The 17584-nt window shown below is 33.7% G+C and carries 15 protein-coding genes and 1 pseudogene; 4 read left to right on the forward strand and 12 right to left on the reverse strand.

The genetic code is table 11. From position 1 onward, the window contains the following. Nucleotides 1-223 precede the first annotated feature (223 nt). Together ACVEGE_RS15510 and ACVEGE_RS15515 are read right to left on the reverse strand one after the other, a co-directional pair. Nucleotides 224-625 carry a response regulator gene (locus ACVEGE_RS15510; RefSeq protein WP_192501017.1) on the reverse strand — a complete coding sequence of 134 codons (402 nt, stop codon included), beginning with the start codon at nt 623-625 and terminating at the stop codon, nt 224-226. Next, nucleotides 622-3495, reverse strand: coding sequence for a PAS domain S-box protein (locus ACVEGE_RS15515; protein WP_192501018.1), 2874 nt, complete (start codon nt 3493-3495; stop codon nt 622-624). Before ACVEGE_RS15515 ends, ACVEGE_RS15510 begins: the two co-directional genes overlap by 4 nt. A gap of 147 nt (nt 3496-3642) precedes the next feature. Here ACVEGE_RS15515 and ACVEGE_RS15520 point away from each other — a divergent pair, with 147 nt between their 5' ends. From ACVEGE_RS15520 to ACVEGE_RS15530, 3 genes are all read left to right on the forward strand, one after another. Next, entirely contained in the window at nt 3643-4035 is a 393-nt protein-coding gene (locus tag ACVEGE_RS15520; RefSeq protein WP_173857669.1) for a helix-turn-helix domain-containing protein, read from the forward strand. Beyond that, the gene (locus ACVEGE_RS15525; RefSeq protein ID WP_192501062.1) at nt 4025-4633 is read left to right on the forward strand and encodes an IS630 family transposase; all 609 of its coding nucleotides are present in this window, start codon (nt 4025-4027) and stop codon (nt 4631-4633) included. The genes ACVEGE_RS15520 and ACVEGE_RS15525 overlap by 11 nt, the downstream gene beginning before the upstream one ends. A gap of 293 nt (nt 4634-4926) precedes the next feature. Continuing rightward, nucleotides 4927-5859 (forward strand): hypothetical protein, encoded by a 933-nt coding sequence (locus ACVEGE_RS15530; protein WP_192501019.1) that lies wholly within the window; start codon nt 4927-4929, stop codon nt 5857-5859. Here the strand turns inward: ACVEGE_RS15530 and ACVEGE_RS15535 are convergent, their stop codons facing one another. The 9 genes and pseudogenes from ACVEGE_RS15535 to ACVEGE_RS15575 all read right to left on the reverse strand — a co-directional run bounded on the left by ACVEGE_RS15535 (nt 5860) and on the right by ACVEGE_RS15575 (nt 15416). Then, complete coding sequence (locus tag ACVEGE_RS15535; protein ID WP_225738123.1) at nt 5860-6114, reverse strand: IS3 family transposase; 255 nt, start codon at nt 6112-6114, stop codon at nt 5860-5862. 50 nt (nt 6115-6164) lie between these two features. Further along, nucleotides 6165-6743 carry a helix-turn-helix transcriptional regulator gene (locus ACVEGE_RS15540; RefSeq protein WP_192501021.1) on the reverse strand — a complete coding sequence of 193 codons (579 nt, stop codon included), beginning with the start codon at nt 6741-6743 and terminating at the stop codon, nt 6165-6167. Nucleotides 6744-6901: 158 nt separating this feature from the next. Next, a pseudogene (locus ACVEGE_RS15545) lies at nt 6902-7585 on the reverse strand (hypothetical protein). A gap of 285 nt (nt 7586-7870) precedes the next feature. Then, a complete protein-coding gene (locus tag ACVEGE_RS15550; protein ID WP_192501022.1) occupies nt 7871-8227 on the reverse strand; it encodes a SpoIIAA family protein in 357 nt (118 codons plus the stop codon). Nucleotides 8228-8272: 45 nt separating this feature from the next. After that, nucleotides 8273-8686 (reverse strand): Fur family transcriptional regulator, encoded by a 414-nt coding sequence (locus ACVEGE_RS15555; RefSeq protein ID WP_192501023.1) that lies wholly within the window; start codon nt 8684-8686, stop codon nt 8273-8275. A 3-nt stretch (nt 8687-8689) separates the two neighbouring features. Further along, nucleotides 8690-9028 carry a P-II family nitrogen regulator gene (locus ACVEGE_RS15560; RefSeq protein ID WP_192501024.1) on the reverse strand — a complete coding sequence of 113 codons (339 nt, stop codon included), beginning with the start codon at nt 9026-9028 and terminating at the stop codon, nt 8690-8692. Between the two features lie 204 nt (nt 9029-9232). Next, nucleotides 9233-10471, reverse strand: a complete 1239-nt coding sequence (locus tag ACVEGE_RS15565; protein ID WP_192501025.1) for an efflux RND transporter periplasmic adaptor subunit — start codon at nt 10469-10471, stop codon at nt 9233-9235. Nucleotides 10472-10487: 16 nt separating this feature from the next. Further along, nucleotides 10488-14900 (reverse strand): CusA/CzcA family heavy metal efflux RND transporter, encoded by a 4413-nt coding sequence (locus ACVEGE_RS15570; protein ID WP_192501026.1) that lies wholly within the window; start codon nt 14898-14900, stop codon nt 10488-10490. A gap of 123 nt (nt 14901-15023) precedes the next feature. Beyond that, nucleotides 15024-15416 (reverse strand): hypothetical protein, encoded by a 393-nt coding sequence (locus ACVEGE_RS15575; protein ID WP_225738126.1) that lies wholly within the window; start codon nt 15414-15416, stop codon nt 15024-15026. Between the two features lie 230 nt (nt 15417-15646). Here ACVEGE_RS15575 and ACVEGE_RS15580 point away from each other — a divergent pair, with 230 nt between their 5' ends. Continuing rightward, nucleotides 15647-16312, forward strand: a complete 666-nt coding sequence (locus ACVEGE_RS15580; RefSeq protein WP_192501027.1) for an IS6 family transposase — start codon at nt 15647-15649, stop codon at nt 16310-16312. A 320-nt stretch (nt 16313-16632) separates the two neighbouring features. Here ACVEGE_RS15580 and ACVEGE_RS15585 read toward each other — a convergent pair whose 3' ends face one another. Then, nucleotides 16633-17103, reverse strand: coding sequence for a JAB domain-containing protein (locus ACVEGE_RS15585; RefSeq protein WP_108741781.1), 471 nt, complete (start codon nt 17101-17103; stop codon nt 16633-16635). Between the last annotated feature and the right edge of the window lie 481 nt (nt 17104-17584).

Genomic DNA, 17584 nt, shown 5'->3' on the forward strand with positions numbered 1-17584 from the left:
GACCTTTTTCCCCAGTTTTGTAACTGTTTTTATTTCTACTCGTGGAAAGAGATGGTAAATTAATATAGAGGATATCGTAGCAGAAAAGATGGAGATGATAATTCAAATTTTATCGTCGAATGAAATGGGAAAAATGAACTTTCAGTCTGCGGTAAAACAAATCTCTGCACTTGTCGTGCAGAGTAGTTTGTCTAAAAAGATTAGAATTTATTTTAATAAATTTTTATAAAATGCTGTTGAGAAATTCTTTTGTAATAGTTTTTACTTGGAACGCGATAACATTACAATCTTCATTTGCACGTTTAATATCATTTTCATCAATAGAGGAAGAAATGATATAGACTTTACATAGTTTTTTAAAATCGGAAGATAGTTTGTCATACTCGACCATAAATTCAAATCCTGTCATTAGGGGCATATAAATATCTACAAAAATCACTTCAGGTAATAAAGCATAGTTATCCTGGTTTTCTTGTAAAAAAAGTAAGGCTTTTATAGCAGAAGTATATTTGTCAATTTTCTCTGCAAAATTATTATTTGTAATTATTCTAGAAGCGATATAGAGGTCAATAGTATCATCGTCGATTAACATTACTCTTTTAAATTTAATTTTTTGGTCTATCATGAAGTGAAATTTTTTAAAGTTATATAAAATGTTGTACCAACATTGATTTGTGAATGGAAACGTATAGATCCCTGCAATTTTTCTATAGTGTCTTTAACAATATATAAACCAATACCAGAACCTTGTGATTTACTTGATATGCGAAAGAACATATCGAATATTTTCTCTTGGTACTTTGTTTCGATTCCAATCCCGTTATCAGATATTTTAAGTTCAAGTATTTTGTCTGTTACAGTTCCTATAACTTTAATAAATCGCTGAGAATCGATAGGTTTGTGATATTTAATTGCATTCGATATAACATTTTCTATTATGGTATTGAAACGTTGTAAATCTGTGTGAAAAGTCGAGTGTTCACGCATTTCAATTTCGAAATGAATTTCCTTGGCCTGTGCCATATTTTGAAGCAAATCGACAATATCTAGAATGGTTTTTTTAACTGGGATTGTTTCAATTTCTAGAGCAGTACGTTTGTTTTGAGAATAACTTAAAATTTTTCTGATGAATTCATCAAGACGGTTAATACTACTCTTTATCATCAGGGCATGTTCTAGTGTTTCAGGTTCGTTCGTTTCGTCCTCGATAATTGAAACAAGACCTTGAATAGAAGTTAATGGGCTGCGCAAATCATGGGAAACACTGTATACAAATCTGTCTAATTCATTATTAATTTTGAGAAGCTCTTTATTTTGCATTTCAAGATTCAATTCTGCGTTTTTACGTTCCGTGATGTCAAATCTGGTGGTAACATACTGGTATGGCTTGCCTCTATCATTAAGAAAAGGAGTAATGGTTGTATCGACCCAATAATAACTACCATCCTTTGCTTTGTTTTTAAATTCTCCTTTCCAAGTTTTACCATGAGTTATTGTTTCCCAAAGATTACTTATGTATTCTTTAGAGTGATGGCCGGAATTGAAGATTTTGTAATCTAGTCCGATTAATTCTTCTCGGCTGTATTTAGATATTCTACAGAAATTATCATTTACATGTATGATTATTCCCTTTTCATCAGTAATTCCTACAATACTTGATTGATCTAACGCATATTTATAATCAGCCAATTCCTGGTTACGCTGTTCTAATATCTTTTGAGCCGCTTTGCTTTCAGTTATATCTGTCAGCATATTCACAGCACCTGTAATTTTGCCAGATTTGTCAATATACGGTACTATGTAAGGAATAACAAAGCGCTTCTCCCCATTTTGTCGCTCAATAATGATCTCCGTATTAGATATTATTGTGCCTTCTTTTAATGCAATTGCCATAGGGTATAAATTAGAAGGTATCAGTTCCCCATGAGCGTTTAAAATTTTCCAGGCACCTGACCATAGATCGGATTCTATTTCTGGCTCTCTACCCCAAAGTTCAACTGCTGCTTTATTAAAAATTGTTATTTTTCCGTCGGAATTGCAAGAGTAGGTCGCCACTGGCAATTCTCTAATTAGTTGTCGGTATAGTTTTTCACTTTCTTCAATTTTCATACGGGATAATACCTGTTCAGTTACGTCTATTATAAAAAATAAAACACCATTAATTTTGTTGTTATTGTCTCGGTGCGCCTGAAATAAAAAATTCAGATAATTATCTTCTAGATTTCCATCGCCTTGTAAATCTAATTTGAAAAGCATTTCGTTAGCAATGAGTGGTTCACCTGTAGTGTATACGGCATTTAAAAGTTCAAAAGTACCTTGAGATTTTAATTCAGGCAAGACTTCCATTATTGTTTTACCGATGATGTCTTTTTTGTTAATTAATTTTAAATATGGTGGATTGGCCATCTGAAAAACTTGATCAGCTCCATTTAGAATTCCCATACATGATGGTGATAAATTATATAGATCCAAAAACCTTTGCCTTTCAATTTCATATGCTTTCTCTAGGTTTTTTTTATTGGAGATATCCTTGGCGGTACAATAAATCAATTTGTCATCTTCACGCCATTGAGCAGTTAACTGCAAGTACACAATAGTCCCGTTTTTATGGATAATTCGGGTTTCGAATATCTTCACAGGATTGCCATTCCTGAAATTTTCATCAGTATTAAATGTTATTTCTATATCTTCTGGATGAATAAAGTCATAATATTTTTCACCTACTAATTCATACGGTTCATATCCCCAAATACCTTTGCAAGCTGCGTTTATCTGGATAATCCTTTTTTCTGAATCGATAAAACATATTATATCCGTGGAAGCATCCATAATTTTATAGAGGCTATTTCGGGCTTCTTGTAGTTCTTGCTTGCCTCTAGTTAATTCATGTTGCACCTTTTTATATTCAGTTAAATCTTTAATTGCCGTGAAAGTCATTTCATTACCTTCTAAGCTTTTAAATACTACAGAGGTTATTTCGCAAGGAAAGGAACTACCATCTTTGCGTTTGAATTTTAGTTCACCATTTGCACGTCCCGTAATATTGCGCTCTTCTAAATATAGTTGTAAACGTGGGTCCGTATGGTCAACAAGTCTGAATCCTCCTAATTTGTACATCTCTTCTTGTGTCATTTCAAAAATTACACAAGCAGCTGCATTGACTTTAAGTATTAGTCCGTCCTTTATTGTAATAATTATAGCATCCATGCAATTTTCGATGAAAGTATGGTATTTTAAGTCATTTTGCCAAAACTTATCCTTTTCAAATTGTTCAATCGGACTTTTACATTTTATTGAGACTGTTTCTTTTAGAGCTCTCGAAATTTTCTGCGCTAGAGAAGAGTTCATCTGTTTCAATACAATGTCGTTCACCCCTTGTTTGAGTAGTTGAACACAATCTTCGATCGTAATTTTTTCTGCAATAAGTATAAAAATGATTGAGGGATATAATTTATTTCTAATTAGTAGTGCCTCTATTCCATTTCTATCCAACAAAGAATAGCCTGAGAGTATAACATCAGGTTGATAACTATTTAACTCATTTTTATAATCATCAATTAATTTGACACTTTTAAGTAATTAGAATAAAATAATGTCGTATTTTGTTGTTAATATATAAATTAATTGTACATTTATCTCATTATGAGATATGTAACACTAAAAAAAGAAGAGATTGAGGTATTAGAACACCTTCATCAAAATAGCCCTAATAATACCGTTAGAAAACGTAGTCAATGCCTTGTTTTATCACATCAAAGACACAAGATTAAAGACTTGGCTTCTATTTTTAAAGTCAGTCGCAGAACGATTGAACGTTGGTTTGATAGTTGGGCTAAAATCGGGGTTGATTCTCTTGCTATTTCAGAGGGAAGAGGAGCGAAAACTCTTTTAAAAGACTATGCTGAAGATGTTTCCAAGCAATTAGAACTTCACAATAGAAATTTAAAAAATGTATTAATTTATTTTGAGGAGCAACACAATATCATAATCTGCAAAAAGACATTGCAGAATTTTTTAAAAGTTACTGGGCTATAAATGGAAAAGAGCTAGGCTCTCTTTAAAAGGCAAACGAAACGAAGAGCAATTTCGATTTAAACAAGAGCAAATAGAAACGTTAAAGAGTTTGGAAGATAGCGGTTACATTGATTTATATTTTGGAGACCAAAGTCATTTTGTACTCTCTCCTAATGTGCCTTATGCTTGGCAAACAAAGGATAACCCGATTTTGTTACCCGCTGCTAAAGGCAAATATCAGAATGTAGTTGGATTAATGACACGTAAAAATAAACTCTATTTCGAAATACTTGAAACAACCTTTGATTCAGATAGAGTCATCAGTTTTATGAATGGATTTGTGGAACAAACCAATAAAAAAACCATTGTAATTCTTGACAATTCTCCCATACACAAATCAAAGAAGTTTATGGCTAAAATAGAACAATGGAAAGAAAAAGATGTTTTAATTTACTTTTTGCCACCTTATTCTCCAGAGTTAAATCTGATTGAAATTCTATGGCGAAGAATAAAATATCAATGGTTAGTTTTTGATGCTTATAAGTCATTCGAAAACCTCAAAGAAAAATTAAATTTTGTCCTCACAAATTTCGGAACAAAATACGACATTAAATTTTAACCATTACTTAGTTGTGTAGTTGCAGTTAGTATTTGTTAATTCCTGACCTATCCAGCCACGTTCAATTGGAGGATTTTCTAATATTAAAACTTTGGTATTCATTTAAAAGGATTTGGGGGTATACTGTGTTTTTTTTCTTTATCAGAACGCTTTTTAACAAATATAAATATATTATTATTAATTATATTTTAACAAATTAATATGTTAAAATATAATGATTAGCCGTTATAAAGCTATTTTTTTAGATAATCACTGACTTATAGTACTTTAGTGATTATTTGTTTTTTAATTACTTGGGTTATGACGATATAAAGTCGTTTTTAAAAATTGAAGTTATTGATGAGTTAGAATTAGAAAAACAATTTTCCCTAATACAAGCAACACACTCAAACGAAGACTTTTATTATTGTGCATATTACTTTGGAGAAGATCAAAAGATGACCAAAGGAAAATTAATTATCTACAATAACTGGAGTAATATAGAATTACGATTTGTTTATTTTGATGAGAAAAATAGCAAATCTGAATATATTTTCTTCGGAGCAATTAAAATAAGCGAAGATTTTATGTTTATACATACTAAATTCATTGTAAACAACACTAAAAAAGAAGGGGCTAATTTTACTTTTTTTATAGGAAAATCAACACCAACAGAACGAAATTATTTAGTTGGTACTTATTCAGGTTTTGATAAATATAATAGAGCGATTGCAGGAAAAATGATTCTAAAGAAGTTTCAAGACAAACAGGCTATGGAAAACGAATTTGCGACCCGTCAAGTAAACCCCTTAATTACTCAGGAGTTTAGGAGAGAGAGAATTATAGTTGAAAGTCATGTCCCAAATCATTCTTCTAAAATTTCAAATAAAAGTCCCTTTGCTTCATTATTTTCAAATTTATCTGGACAGTATCTATTAACATTTTATGATAATAACGAAAAAAATATATATTCTTTAGAAATCTCGATTGACCCACATAATTATAATATTTTAGTTAGAGATCCTAATATAATAATTGAAAATGACATTGTGAAGTTATTAAATAGAGGCCAAAATGTATATTTAGATTTTGAAGTGTTAGGTGTATCCTATATACAAAAGACTAGCATATACATAGAAACATATTATTTAATGAATCCTGAAAATGAAGTTTTTGGAGTATATAGTGGTATTAATTTGAATAATAATACAATTAAGGGAAAAGTTAAAATTGAAATTAAAAAATAGTTATCTCGGCAAAAAAAGCATGCCGTCTATTGGATATTTAAATAAAAACTGTACATTAATGTAAGCTATATTTTTGTAATTAATTTGATTAGTAAATTCTATAATAGTTGCATAATTTAAAGCAGAATATTTTCTTTTTCTGTTGTACCAAATTTCAATATATTCAAAGACTTTAAGTTTCATTTGTGCTCTAGAAATCATTTTGTTTCCATAAATCATCTCAGTTTTAAAATATATAAAGAAGTTATAAGGCAAAACTTAATTTTCTTTTTCCACTTAAAAAAAATCAGCTGTCATTAACTATATTATTTAGGTTCTTCGTTGATTTTTTCTAAAAAAGCGGTAAAGTTTTCTTCATGTAAAATATTTAATTTCTTCCTTACTTTATATCGTGCAGTTTCAACTCCTCTTGTAGAGATGTTAAGTAGTGGCGAAATCTCTTTGTTGGTTAAATTCATTTTTATAAAAGCACAAAGTCGCAATTCTCGTTTAGTTATTGTGGGATCTAATTGTTTTAATTTGTTAAAGAAATCATGATTGATTTTTTCAAAATTAACATCAAAAATTTCCATGTATTCTTCTCCTATTCGATATTGATTGAGTTTTTGAAAAATCTCGGTTATTTTACGTCTGGAATCTTCACTTTTAAGAAGCTCTCTTAATTGTTTTAAATCATCCTGCAAATCATTAAAGGCATTCTTTTTTTGGCTCAATAGCAAGGTGTAATTGGCTAATTCCTTGCTTTTACCAATAATATCTCCTTCCAGAGATAATTTATCCTTGTAAATTTCTTCTTTATCTTGTTTTAATTTTAATCTTTCAATTTCTAATTCTAAAAGTTGTTGTGTTTTTTTGGCTTCGATTTTTGATTTTAATCTTTCCAAAGTGATTTTCTTTCTAACGGATCGTATTATGTAATAGGTAAAAGAAATTCCGAATATTAAATAGCATAAGTAGGCTAAATTGGTTTCGTACCATTTAGGTAAAATTGTAAATTTAAAAGTGGTTTTTTCTCCTACAAGTCCTGCTAGACTTCTACTTTTTACAATAAAAGTATATTTTCCGGGTCAAAACAGTTTTTGATTCGTTCACATTTACCCATAGAGTCGCAAAGTTTGACTATTGTACTATCAATTTGAATTTGCTGAAACTCGTTGACTATATTTCTGTTTCTTTCATCTGTCAATGCTTGGGAATGTTTTAATAGAATTGCATTTGGGATGTTTTGGTCAGTGCTACCTTCAAATTTGAGATAGCTGGACACATTGGTCGAAAACCGAATGTTTCTTAATGATTCGCCAAGTGCATAGCACCATACGATTTGGCGGTTAGCCATTTCGCTTACAAAAAATTTTTATTGAAGATCTGACTTATCATAAAATGAAATGGTCTGTCTTACAAGGGTGCGTGAATCGTTGACTATAGCACCCCAAGTGATACGAGCCTCCCACCAGCGATCATAGGCCTGATTGGTACGAAAACCTAAAAGGAGTGCTACGGCCGTACCAAAGACACCTGTTAGCCCAATAGGGATTGAAATTTTGGACAGAAAGCCATATTGATCCATAAAGCCAACTAAAATAGCATAACAAGCTATAAATAGTATGTCAAACTTAATGGTATTCATAAAATCAAATATTGAAATACGTTTATTTAAAAGCATAATTAAAATTATTATAATTGTTTTTTTAATCATAAAATCATCAAGAAAAAAAGTATTTTTCATCTAGGGTATGTAATTCAAATTCATTTCCTATTTTTTGAATAATAGCATAAATAAATATAACTCCATCCTAACTAAAATATAGTTTCAATAAAATCTGATTCCTATAAGTTAAGCTCATGAATGTGAATAAAGTTAGATCTTTTTTAGATATCTATTTTTCAGTACCACAGCTTGAGCAAAATTTAGCATCCCCTCCTAATACATGTTTTAAAAACCTTTAAATATTTCGTTTTTACTTATTTCTGTTTTTTTAATTTTAAAGCACTATCGATGATTCCATTTTTATTAACTTTCAATCCATTTTTGCGCTATACTTTTTTGTTTTATGTCAAAGTATTTTATCTCGGCATTGGTAAAAGGCTCCATAAACCGTGCTATCCATTCCTGCCACTTTTCTTTACAAACTATTGCAATTTTCTCATACTCTTTTTCGTGGGCTGCATCCATTTTTAAGTCTTCCCAAAAGCCATTGATACTCCAGTCCTCAAAATCTTGCATCTCAAAATACCACCGGATTTTTAATCCTTTATCAAGAATTGTATGTATAATAGGGTAGACTTTTTCAATATCTTTTTGATGTAATTTCCCAGTTGCTATTGTTGTAATTACATTCTCTTTTTTAATATTTATTATTTGTAACATTTCTATAAAATTAAATATATTATGTATGCAACGGAAGTGCAATAATTACCCACTACACTTGTCACAAATACCCTTAACAACTAGGTTTACATCTTCTGCAATAAAGCCCTCTGGTAAATTTACATGTGGAATTTTATGTTCTGTTAAACAAACGGTCTCATTACAGGTATTACAATGGAAATGTAAATGCAGGTCTTGTTCCAATTCACAATTGCAATTTTCTTCACACATAGCATATTTAGTTGTACCTGTGCCATCGTCTATTTTATGGACAATACCATTTATTTCAAAGGTCTTTAGTGTTCTATACAAAGTGGTTCTTTCAGAATTGTCGAAATATTCCTCGATGTGCGTAAGGCTTACTGCTACTTTCTTTTGAAAGAGAAATTTTAAGACTAACAACCGCATTGCTGTTGGTCTTACATTTTTAATTTCTAATAATTTATCTAAATTATCCATTTTTCAAAAAGTATTGCGTTTCAAGGATTCGCCCGTTTTAATTTGGAAGGCATCTTCAATGTTGATAACGTATAGGATTCCATCTCCAGGCTCAGTGGTTTTACCATTCTCCAAAATTAGCTCAATTGCGCCTTGGGCTTCTTCGTTTTGACAGACTAGTTCCAATTTTATTATGGGACTGTCCGTAACATGAAAGTCCAATGAAGGTCGCGCTCCTGTTGCCTTAAATGCACCGGTACCTTCAGATCGTGATAGGGTCATGCTTTTAAACCCATCAGTGATAAGGGCATCGATTACTTTTTGTATTCTGTTTGGTTTTATGAATGCTTTTATTTCTTTCATCTGTTAGAATTTTATTGTTTTTTATCTGTAGCTGTAATTCGCCATTCTATAATCTTTTCTGGTGTTAAGATTTATTTGGCTCATTTCATATTATAAGAATTTAGATTGGTGCTGTTTATTTTAGTTTTGAACCGAGCTCGGCTTGTAACTTTTAATTAATATTAAGAACGTTGTCAAACTCGGCTTCAAAATTGCTATTATTCATTAATGACCGTGTTCTAATTCGCCTTTTACCATTTCTGATGAAAGGGTATAGGCTCCTTTGGTAACCACTTTAGCGGCCTGACTAACATCCGCAGGAAGATTGACTTCCACAAATCCCAAATCGGTCAGGCCAACAGTTACAGGTATCATTTTAAATTTCATTTTTTTTTCTTGCTTTTCTTCATCTTCATCCAAAATGAAAATAAAGGACTGTTCACCGTTTTGGATAATGGCTGCTTGGGGAACTGCAAATGCGGATTTTTCTCCCTGTACGATTCTGCCTTGCACATACATTCCGGGAAGAAGATTTTTATCCTTATTCTTTATATCGGCAAGAACCTCTATCGCTTTTGGGTCTGTCTCGAATGTTTTACCTACTGAACGCACAGTAGCTTTCAACAATTCATCAGGTTGGGAAGCTGTGGAAAAATAAATTTTCTGTCCTTTCTGAATTTGTCTAATGTCTTTTTCATATACTTTAAAGTTGAGATAGATCTTAGAATTGTCGCTTATCGAGAACATCTTTGATTGTGTACCCACATAATCTCCCAAGCTAATCATTACTTCATCCACATAACCACTTATTGGCGTTGTGATAGCCACCGCCGAATATATCTTCCCCTCTGCAACTTTTGTGGGATTAATGCCTAATAAACGCAGTTTAGCTATTAAACCATTGACACTAGACGTGGTGGAACGGAATTTTGATTGCGCCATTTGGAAATCTTTTCCTGAAGAAACCCCTTTATCGTATAGGGTTTGCTTGCGCTCAAAATCCTGTTTCAAAAAGACAAGTTCATTATTCTTTTCTTGAAATTCCTGTTGCATAGCAATGATATCGGGATGTTCAATATATGCCAAAACTTGGCCTTTGCTCACATTGTTACCCGGTATCACCTTAATTGAGCTAACGTTACCCCCTACAAAAGGACTTATGTTTGCTTTGTCCTGCGGGAATAATTCTAAGGTTCCAGTCACTTTTATACTGTTGCCTAAATTCCGTTTTTGTAGCGTTTTCACCTCGAGGCCAATTATTTCGGCCTGTTGCTGCGTGATTTCCGCGACATCTTTTTCACCTTTGTGTCCGCTATTTTCTTCAACGTGGGAATCCTCTGCTTTTTCAGTGTTTTTAGAATTTGTTTCCTTATATCCCAATTCTCCCTTAGACTTTTCATTGCAGGAAGCTAACACCAAAGTCAAGGCTAAAAATATTATTATTGCTATTGCTTTATTTTTCATTTCTATTTTTTTTATATTATAAATTGCCTAATTGGTATTGTACCTCAATGGTCTGTTGGTTGTATTGATTGATATATTGTAAATGTGTTTGTTTAATCTTAATTGCACTATTGAGGATTGTGATATAGTTTACATAATCTATTTCACCTTCCTTGGACGCTAACTGTGCAGTGGTTATCTGCTCCTCAGCCAAACGCAAGGCACCTTCTTCGTAATATCGTAATATCTTCTGCGTCTTTTCAATGGATTTGAGTAACTGCGAAATACGGCTTGCAGTAATTGCCTTTTGTTCTAAATACTGGTTTTCTACAACCATCGCATCTGCCTTGGCTGCCTTTACTCTTGCTTTTTGTGGAAATAACCAGAGTGGAATCGTGATGCCAGCCTGATAAGCAGAAAATCCAGAAACGTCATTGTACTTTAGATTATCATAGCTAAGGCTAAATTTGGGTAAAAACTGTGATTTCTCTACACTAATATTTGCTTTGCTAACTTCCACATTTTGAAGAGAATATTGTAATATGGGATTTTCTGCTAAAGAAGTTGAATCTATCAATGCACTAGTATATAGTGGTTTATAAGTATCTGAAATAGTTTCAATGTAGCCGTCCGTTCCTAAATATTGTTTTAGGGCACGCTTGGCAATTTCAATATCGTCGTTTGCCTGTTGTCGAAGTACCTGAATTTGCTGGTATTCCGTAGAAGCGGAAATGAATTCCAACTTACCTGTTTCTCCCGTAGTATAGCGTAGTTGTGCAGCGGTCTTAAAATTGGCATACACACTATCCAATTGTTCCGCAAAAAGCAGTTGAGCTTTGTTGTAATTTATCTGGTCGTAAGCTTGCATCACATTTCGAACGAGTTGTTGTTCATTTAAGGCATAGAATTTTTCGCCTAAAGCAATACGTTGATTGTAAAACTTCGATTTTGAAAAACCCGAAAGTAAATCAATATTTCCCTGTTGTATCCCAAAGGTACGCAGTGTTCCCTGTTGCAGGCCTTGTTCTTCAATACCAGTATATAGAGAGGTACTACCCAAGTCAAAACTTGTGCCTTTCATAGCCTGTTCTCGTTCTATGAACGCTTGACTTTCTTTAAGAGAGGGATAATTTTGCTTTGCCATTGCAATAGCTTCTTCCAATGTAGTAGTCGTTGAAAGTGCATTGCCCTGCTTTATTTCCTGTGCAAAGCTGTTTCCAGAAGTGAACACACCTCCTAACAAAAAAAGTATAGTAACTACTGTAGTGCTTTTATTGATGTAGCTCACATCTCCACCATTACCTTTTTTCTCTTTACGTGCTTCTAGCAAATAATAAAGAACCGGAAGAATAACTAAGGTTAAAAATGTTGCGGTAAGCAGTCCACCAATGACTACCGTTGCCAAAGGCCGTTGTACTTCGGCGCCCCCAGAGGTCGAAACCGCCATTGGTATAAAGCCCATGATAGCTGCTGTTGCCGTAAGTAAAATTGGTCGCAAACGTTCGTGTGTAGCTTCGTATATTCTGTCTTTTAGATTAGTCATTCCACTTTCCTTTAGTTCGTTGAATTTATTTATGAGGACCAATCCATTCAGTACTGCAACGCCAAAGAGGACAATAAACCCGACGCCCGCAGAAATACTGAAAGGCATACCACGTATCCATAAAGCGAATACTCCACCTATGGCTGCCAATGGTACTGCCATATAAATCATTATGGACTGTGAAAATGAATTGAGTGCGAAGTAGAGTAATATAAATATTAAGAACAATGCTATTGGTACCACAATCATTAGGCGGTCTGTAGCTCGTTGTAAATTTTCAAATGAACCACCGTAAGTTACGTAGTAACCAGGGGGTAATTTAACTTCGGTTTCCAGTTTTTGCTGAATCTCTTCAACCATCGACTTGACATCACGTCCACGTACATTCACACCAACCGAAATGCGACGGTAGGTATTGTCCCTTGAAATTTGCATTGGACCAGGTTTGTAACTAATGTCAGCTACTTCCTTTAAAGGCACTTGTGCGCCATTTGGTAAATCGATATATAGATTTTTAAGGCTGTTAATATCTGTTCTAAATTCCTTTGCCAAACGCATCACCACATCAAAGCGTTTTTCACCTTCAAAAATTACACTTGCCTTTTCTCCTGCAAAGGCTGCACTCACATAATCATTTAGTTTGTCAACGGTTACGCCGTATTGTGCCATCTTTGCACGGTTGTATACTACGGTCATTTGTGGTAAGCCACCGGTGGCTTCTACATTTAAGTCTGTTGCACCGGGAACGGTTCTGATGACTGCTGCAATTTCCTGAATCTTAGCTGCTAGAACCTCCAAGTCTTCTCCGTATAATTTTATGGCAACATCTGACCTAACGCCCGTTAACAACTCATTAAAACGAAGTTCTACAGGTTGAGAAAATACAAAGTTGACCCCAGGAACAACAGCAATTTTTCCCTGAATTTTTTCTATGAGTTCTGCTTTACTATCAGCCGAAGTCCATTTACTTTTATCTTTTTCCAAAATGATATAGCTGTCGGCAATATCCATTGGCATAGGGTCTGTGGGGATTTCCGCAACCCCAATTCTCGAAACTACTGTTTTAACCTCTGGAAATTTATTAATGATATTTTGAAGTTTTTTTGAAGCCTCGATTGATTCTGTAAGGCTGCTTCCCGGTTTTATCAACGCTTGAAAGGCAATATCGCCCTCATCAAATTTTGGAATAAATTCTCCGCCCAAAGTGCTAAAAATAAAACCGGCAATCAATAATAGGGCAACAGCACCAATAATGACAGCTGCCTTAAAACGAAGCGCAAAATTGAGCAAGGGTACATACGCACGATTTAAGCCACTCATTATTTTATCGCTGAACCTGTCAATTTTGTTTTCAAATTTGGCGAACCAACTATTTTGGTTTTTAGCAGGTTTTAAAAATAATGCCGAAATCATTGGTACATAAGTAAGACAAAGGATAATAGCCCCTAAAACTGCAAAACCGAAAGTAAACGCCATTGGACGGAACATTTTTCCTTCAACCCCTGTTAAGAATAAAATGGGGGTAAAAACTATTAAAATGATTAATTGTCCGAAAAAGGCCGAATTCATCATTGTACTTGCAGAATCATAAGCGATTTCGTCCATTTCCTTTTGGTTAATGACTGCTGTGGTTTTTTTCATCCGTTGATGAATATGGAAAACCATTCCTTCCACAATAATTACCGCACCATCCACAATAATCCCGAAGTCAATCGCACCCAAGGACATCAAGTTTGCCCAAACTCCAAATTGTTTCATTAAGATAAAGGCAAACAATAGGGATAATGGAATTACTGAAGCTGTTATTAATCCGCCACGGAAACTTCCTAAAAGAAGTACTAGAACAAATATTACAATCAATGACCCTTCAACAAGGTTTTTCTCAACGGTACTTGTGGTTCTACTAATAAGCTCGCTTCTACTTAAAAAAGTATCGATATATACACCTTCCGGTAAAGATTTTTGAATTTCCTTGATACGTATTTCTACATTTTTAACCACGTCGCCGGGGCTTTCTCCTTTCAACATCAAAATTTGTCCACCAACGGATTCGTGACCATCTTGTGTAAAAGCACCATAACGCACGGAGTTACCATAACCTACTTTTTCGGCCACATCACTTATCAATACAGGACTACCATTTTCTGTAGTAACCACTGTATTTTCCAAATCTTCGATACTACGTGCCAAACCCTCGCCACGGATAAAATTGGCTTGACTGTTTTTCTCAATATAAGCTCCACCTGTGTTGGCATTGTTCATTTGTAGGGCTTCAAATACCTGATTCATTGTAATACCAAAACTTTTGAGTTTATTAGGATTTATGGCTACTTCATATTGCTTCACATAGCCTCCAAAGGCATTGACCTCCACAACTCCAGGCACTAATGCCATTTGACGTTTTACAATCCAATCCTGGATGGTACGAAGCTCCATTGCGTCATATTTACCTTCGTAGCCTTTCTTTACTTTTAATGAGTATTGGTAAATTTCGCCCAATCCTGTAGTGATGGGTGCCATAAAGGGTTTTCCAAATCCATTAGGAATCTCTTCACTAACTTCCGCAAGTTTTTCTTGCACCAGTTGTCTCGGTAGATAAGTTCCAGCTTCGTCTTTAAAAACAATGGTAACTACGGAAAGACCAAAACGTGAAACGGAACGCAGCTCAATAACATCGGGCAAATTTGCCATTGCTAATTCCACAGGATAGGTCACGAATTGCTCAATATCTTCCGTTCCTAAATTAGGGGCAGTAGTTATTACTTGTACTTGGTTGTTTGTTATATCGGGCACAGAACCCAAGTTTATAGTGAACATAGAGTAAATACCTGTGCCGATAAGTGCCACTATAAAGAGGCCAATAATAAATTTATTATTAATGGAAAATGAAATGATTTTGTTAATCATATAATGTGATTTAATTCAGTTTAAATGATGAGTTTACGCAAGAGCGCAAACTAAAATTGAAGCGATGCTTATTTTTAAAAGCATGACTTTAGGATATAGTTATCCATTAAAAAAAAAACTGAATTAAACCTTTGGTGGTTGAAAAGAGGATTCCAGATATCTGGAATTGAAATTGAGAAAATATAGAGTAAATTTTTTATCATTTACAAACTTTAATTGATCAATTAGATCTGTATTGAGGTTTGCGCTAAATAATACAGCACGACAACATTGATGATGAGAGTGAACAGGCATATTCTCTTTATCTGGATTGTTATGATGACCTGTCTTCGTTCCATCGTTATCGATATAATCTTCTACTACATACTCAAAAAAAGAGTCACCATATATCTTATGATCTTGATAATGGGTAATAAAGTTTGAAATTTCCTGAATTGGCTTACATAGATCCATATCTGCACTAATTCCTTGAAAAAGGAATAAAACAGACATTGATATGGAAATAAGTGCTTTCATAATAGAGCACAAATATAGAATAATTTTTGTGCAACACTGTTGCAAAGTTCTAGTTTAGTATGTCCATCGAAATACTATTCGATGGACATACTAAGTTAACCCGCAGATTAAATTGAGAATAAAATCTACTATAGGTTGGTATTGTTTCTGGTCTTTAAATAATTCGCTTAATTGTGGCTCTGTCGCGTCTTTTTAATAACTATTATCTTTAAAGCTTCAAAATATATTAAATGAATACCAAAGGACATTGTTATCCCAAAGCTATTATTCTTCAGGCCGTTTATTTCAAATTGAGATTTGCATTGAGTTACAGTAATGTTGAGGAAATAATGAAAATGCGTGAAATAGCAGTTGATCATGCTACGATTCAGCGTTGGGTGTTTAAATTTGCACCTTTGATTGAATCACAAATCAAAAAGCGAAAGAACAGAGTAGGCGCCAGCTGGCGAATGGATGAAACTTCTATAAAGTTAAAAGGTATCTGGTGTTACTTATATCGGGCTGTTGATAAGTTGGGTAATACGGTGAATTTTCTTCTGACCAAAAGAAGACAAAGAATGAGTGCGCAGTCATTCCTAATTAAAGCAATAAATAAAAATTGCCGGTCAACGGTAATCAATATAGACAAGAGCGGCTTTAACATCAGCGCAATACGGGTTTACAACAAACGATCATTTTCGAATATAAAGATTAGGCAGTGTAAATATCTCAATAATATTGTTGAGCAGGATCATCTTTTTATAAAGTGGCGGATACAAAACGGTTTGGGTTTTAAAAGTTTTGAGTTCGCCAAAAGAACTTTAGGAGGAATTCAAGGGGTACACATGTTGAGAAAGAATCAGATGCTTAAGCCAGGCACACGTATGTTCAAATCATTTTGCAAATTGATTGCATAACTTTCGGGTCGCTAATTTCTCTTGGATTTATATGGCAGATGCGACAGAACCACTATTTTAAACAATTATTCTTTAAAAGTTACTAAAAAAAACTTTTATCGCGAAAATAATAGTGTAATTTGCTATTGAATGTATATTGGATTAGGACAAAAAACAATTCCGTGGTTAATTTGCCATTCCATTTTTATTCTAGTCAAATTACCGATTATAAATGGTGCTAATTGCATAAATCATTAAGAGTCGAGGATACAATCAAATGATCTATTTCTATTCCCATATCTACCGAAAGCAGGTATCTTGTTTTTAGTGTAAAAAAGGGGCTATAAAGCCCCTTCATCAGTAAATGAATAATAGTTCTCTGGAGTAATAATTAAATGATCTAATAATTGGATATCAAGAATTTTACTGGCTGCTTTAACCTTGGCTGTGATTTGTTTATCAGCTTCAGAAGCGATTAGTTTACCTGAGGGATGGTTGTGAATCATAATGATCCCAGTAGCATTGGCTTTTAGAGCTGCAGCAAATATCAATCTTATATCTACTACAGTTCCAGTGATACCACCTGATGATATTTCATAGGCACCTAGTACTTTATTGCTGTTGTTCAGTAGTAAGATTTTAAATTCCTCAAAGAATTCAATTGTATTGGGATTCCAAATCTGTAAAGCAATTTGATAAGCAGATTTAGAGGATGTGATTAGAGGACGTTCTGCTGCTTTTACTCTTGATTTGTAATGCAATTGGATTTCTGAAACGGTACCCCAATTTGGATTTTTAGCATGATTTTCCATGATTTCTAAAATTAAAGATTAATAATAGAACTCGAAAGGTCATGGGCGAGCGAGTGCAAAAAGCAACGCAATAAAGGGAGGGGAACCCGAGTATTTATGGGGGAATTTTTTGCTAGCGAACCGAAGCCCATTACCTAACTTTGTTGTAGTATTTCTCGAAGGTTAGTCTCTTAGAACTGTACCTATCAACTCAGGGGGGCCTTATATTGTAAATTCCATTTTAAGGTGACAACTGAATCTAAGATGTTTAATGGATTCATAATGTTTGTAATGACCTGATTAAAAGCTGTTTATTTAGAGGTGTGTTAATGATTCGTTCGCACTAATCCCAAGAATCTGAAAAGAAGTAGTCAGTCTCCACATTTTTTATAAAATATCTTTAATAAACCTGATGGGTTATTGGTACAAACTTTAAAAATATCACCAAAACTAGGTATTGCCTAACGCTACAAAAATGCGTTTATTTACAAGTCAACTAAGA

The organism is Flavobacterium sp. PL002, from assembly GCF_054165825.1.

Coding starts and splice junctions, on each gene's coding strand:
- ACVEGE_RS15575 (WP_225738126.1), bottom strand. CDS start 15,416: ATGAAAGCACTTATTTCCATATCAATGTCTGTTTTATTCCTTTTTCAA.
- ACVEGE_RS15565 (WP_192501025.1), bottom strand. CDS start 10,471: ATGAAAAATAAAGCAATAGCAATAATAATATTTTTAGCCTTGACTTTG.
- ACVEGE_RS15560 (WP_192501024.1), bottom strand. CDS start 9,028: ATGAAAGAAATAAAAGCATTCATAAAACCAAACAGAATACAAAAAGTA.
- ACVEGE_RS15520 (WP_173857669.1), top strand. CDS start 3,643: ATGAGATATGTAACACTAAAAAAAGAAGAGATTGAGGTATTAGAACAC.
- ACVEGE_RS15580 (WP_192501027.1), top strand. CDS start 15,647: ATGAATACCAAAGGACATTGTTATCCCAAAGCTATTATTCTTCAGGCC.
- ACVEGE_RS15550 (WP_192501022.1), bottom strand. CDS start 8,227: ATGTTACAAATAATAAATATTAAAAAAGAGAATGTAATTACAACAATA.
- ACVEGE_RS15585 (WP_108741781.1), bottom strand. CDS start 17,103: ATGGAAAATCATGCTAAAAATCCAAATTGGGGTACCGTTTCAGAAATC.
- ACVEGE_RS15570 (WP_192501026.1), bottom strand. CDS start 14,900: ATGATTAACAAAATCATTTCATTTTCCATTAATAATAAATTTATTATT.
- ACVEGE_RS15555 (WP_192501023.1), bottom strand. CDS start 8,686: ATGGATAATTTAGATAAATTATTAGAAATTAAAAATGTAAGACCAACA.
- ACVEGE_RS15510 (WP_192501017.1), bottom strand. CDS start 625: ATGATAGACCAAAAAATTAAATTTAAAAGAGTAATGTTAATCGACGAT.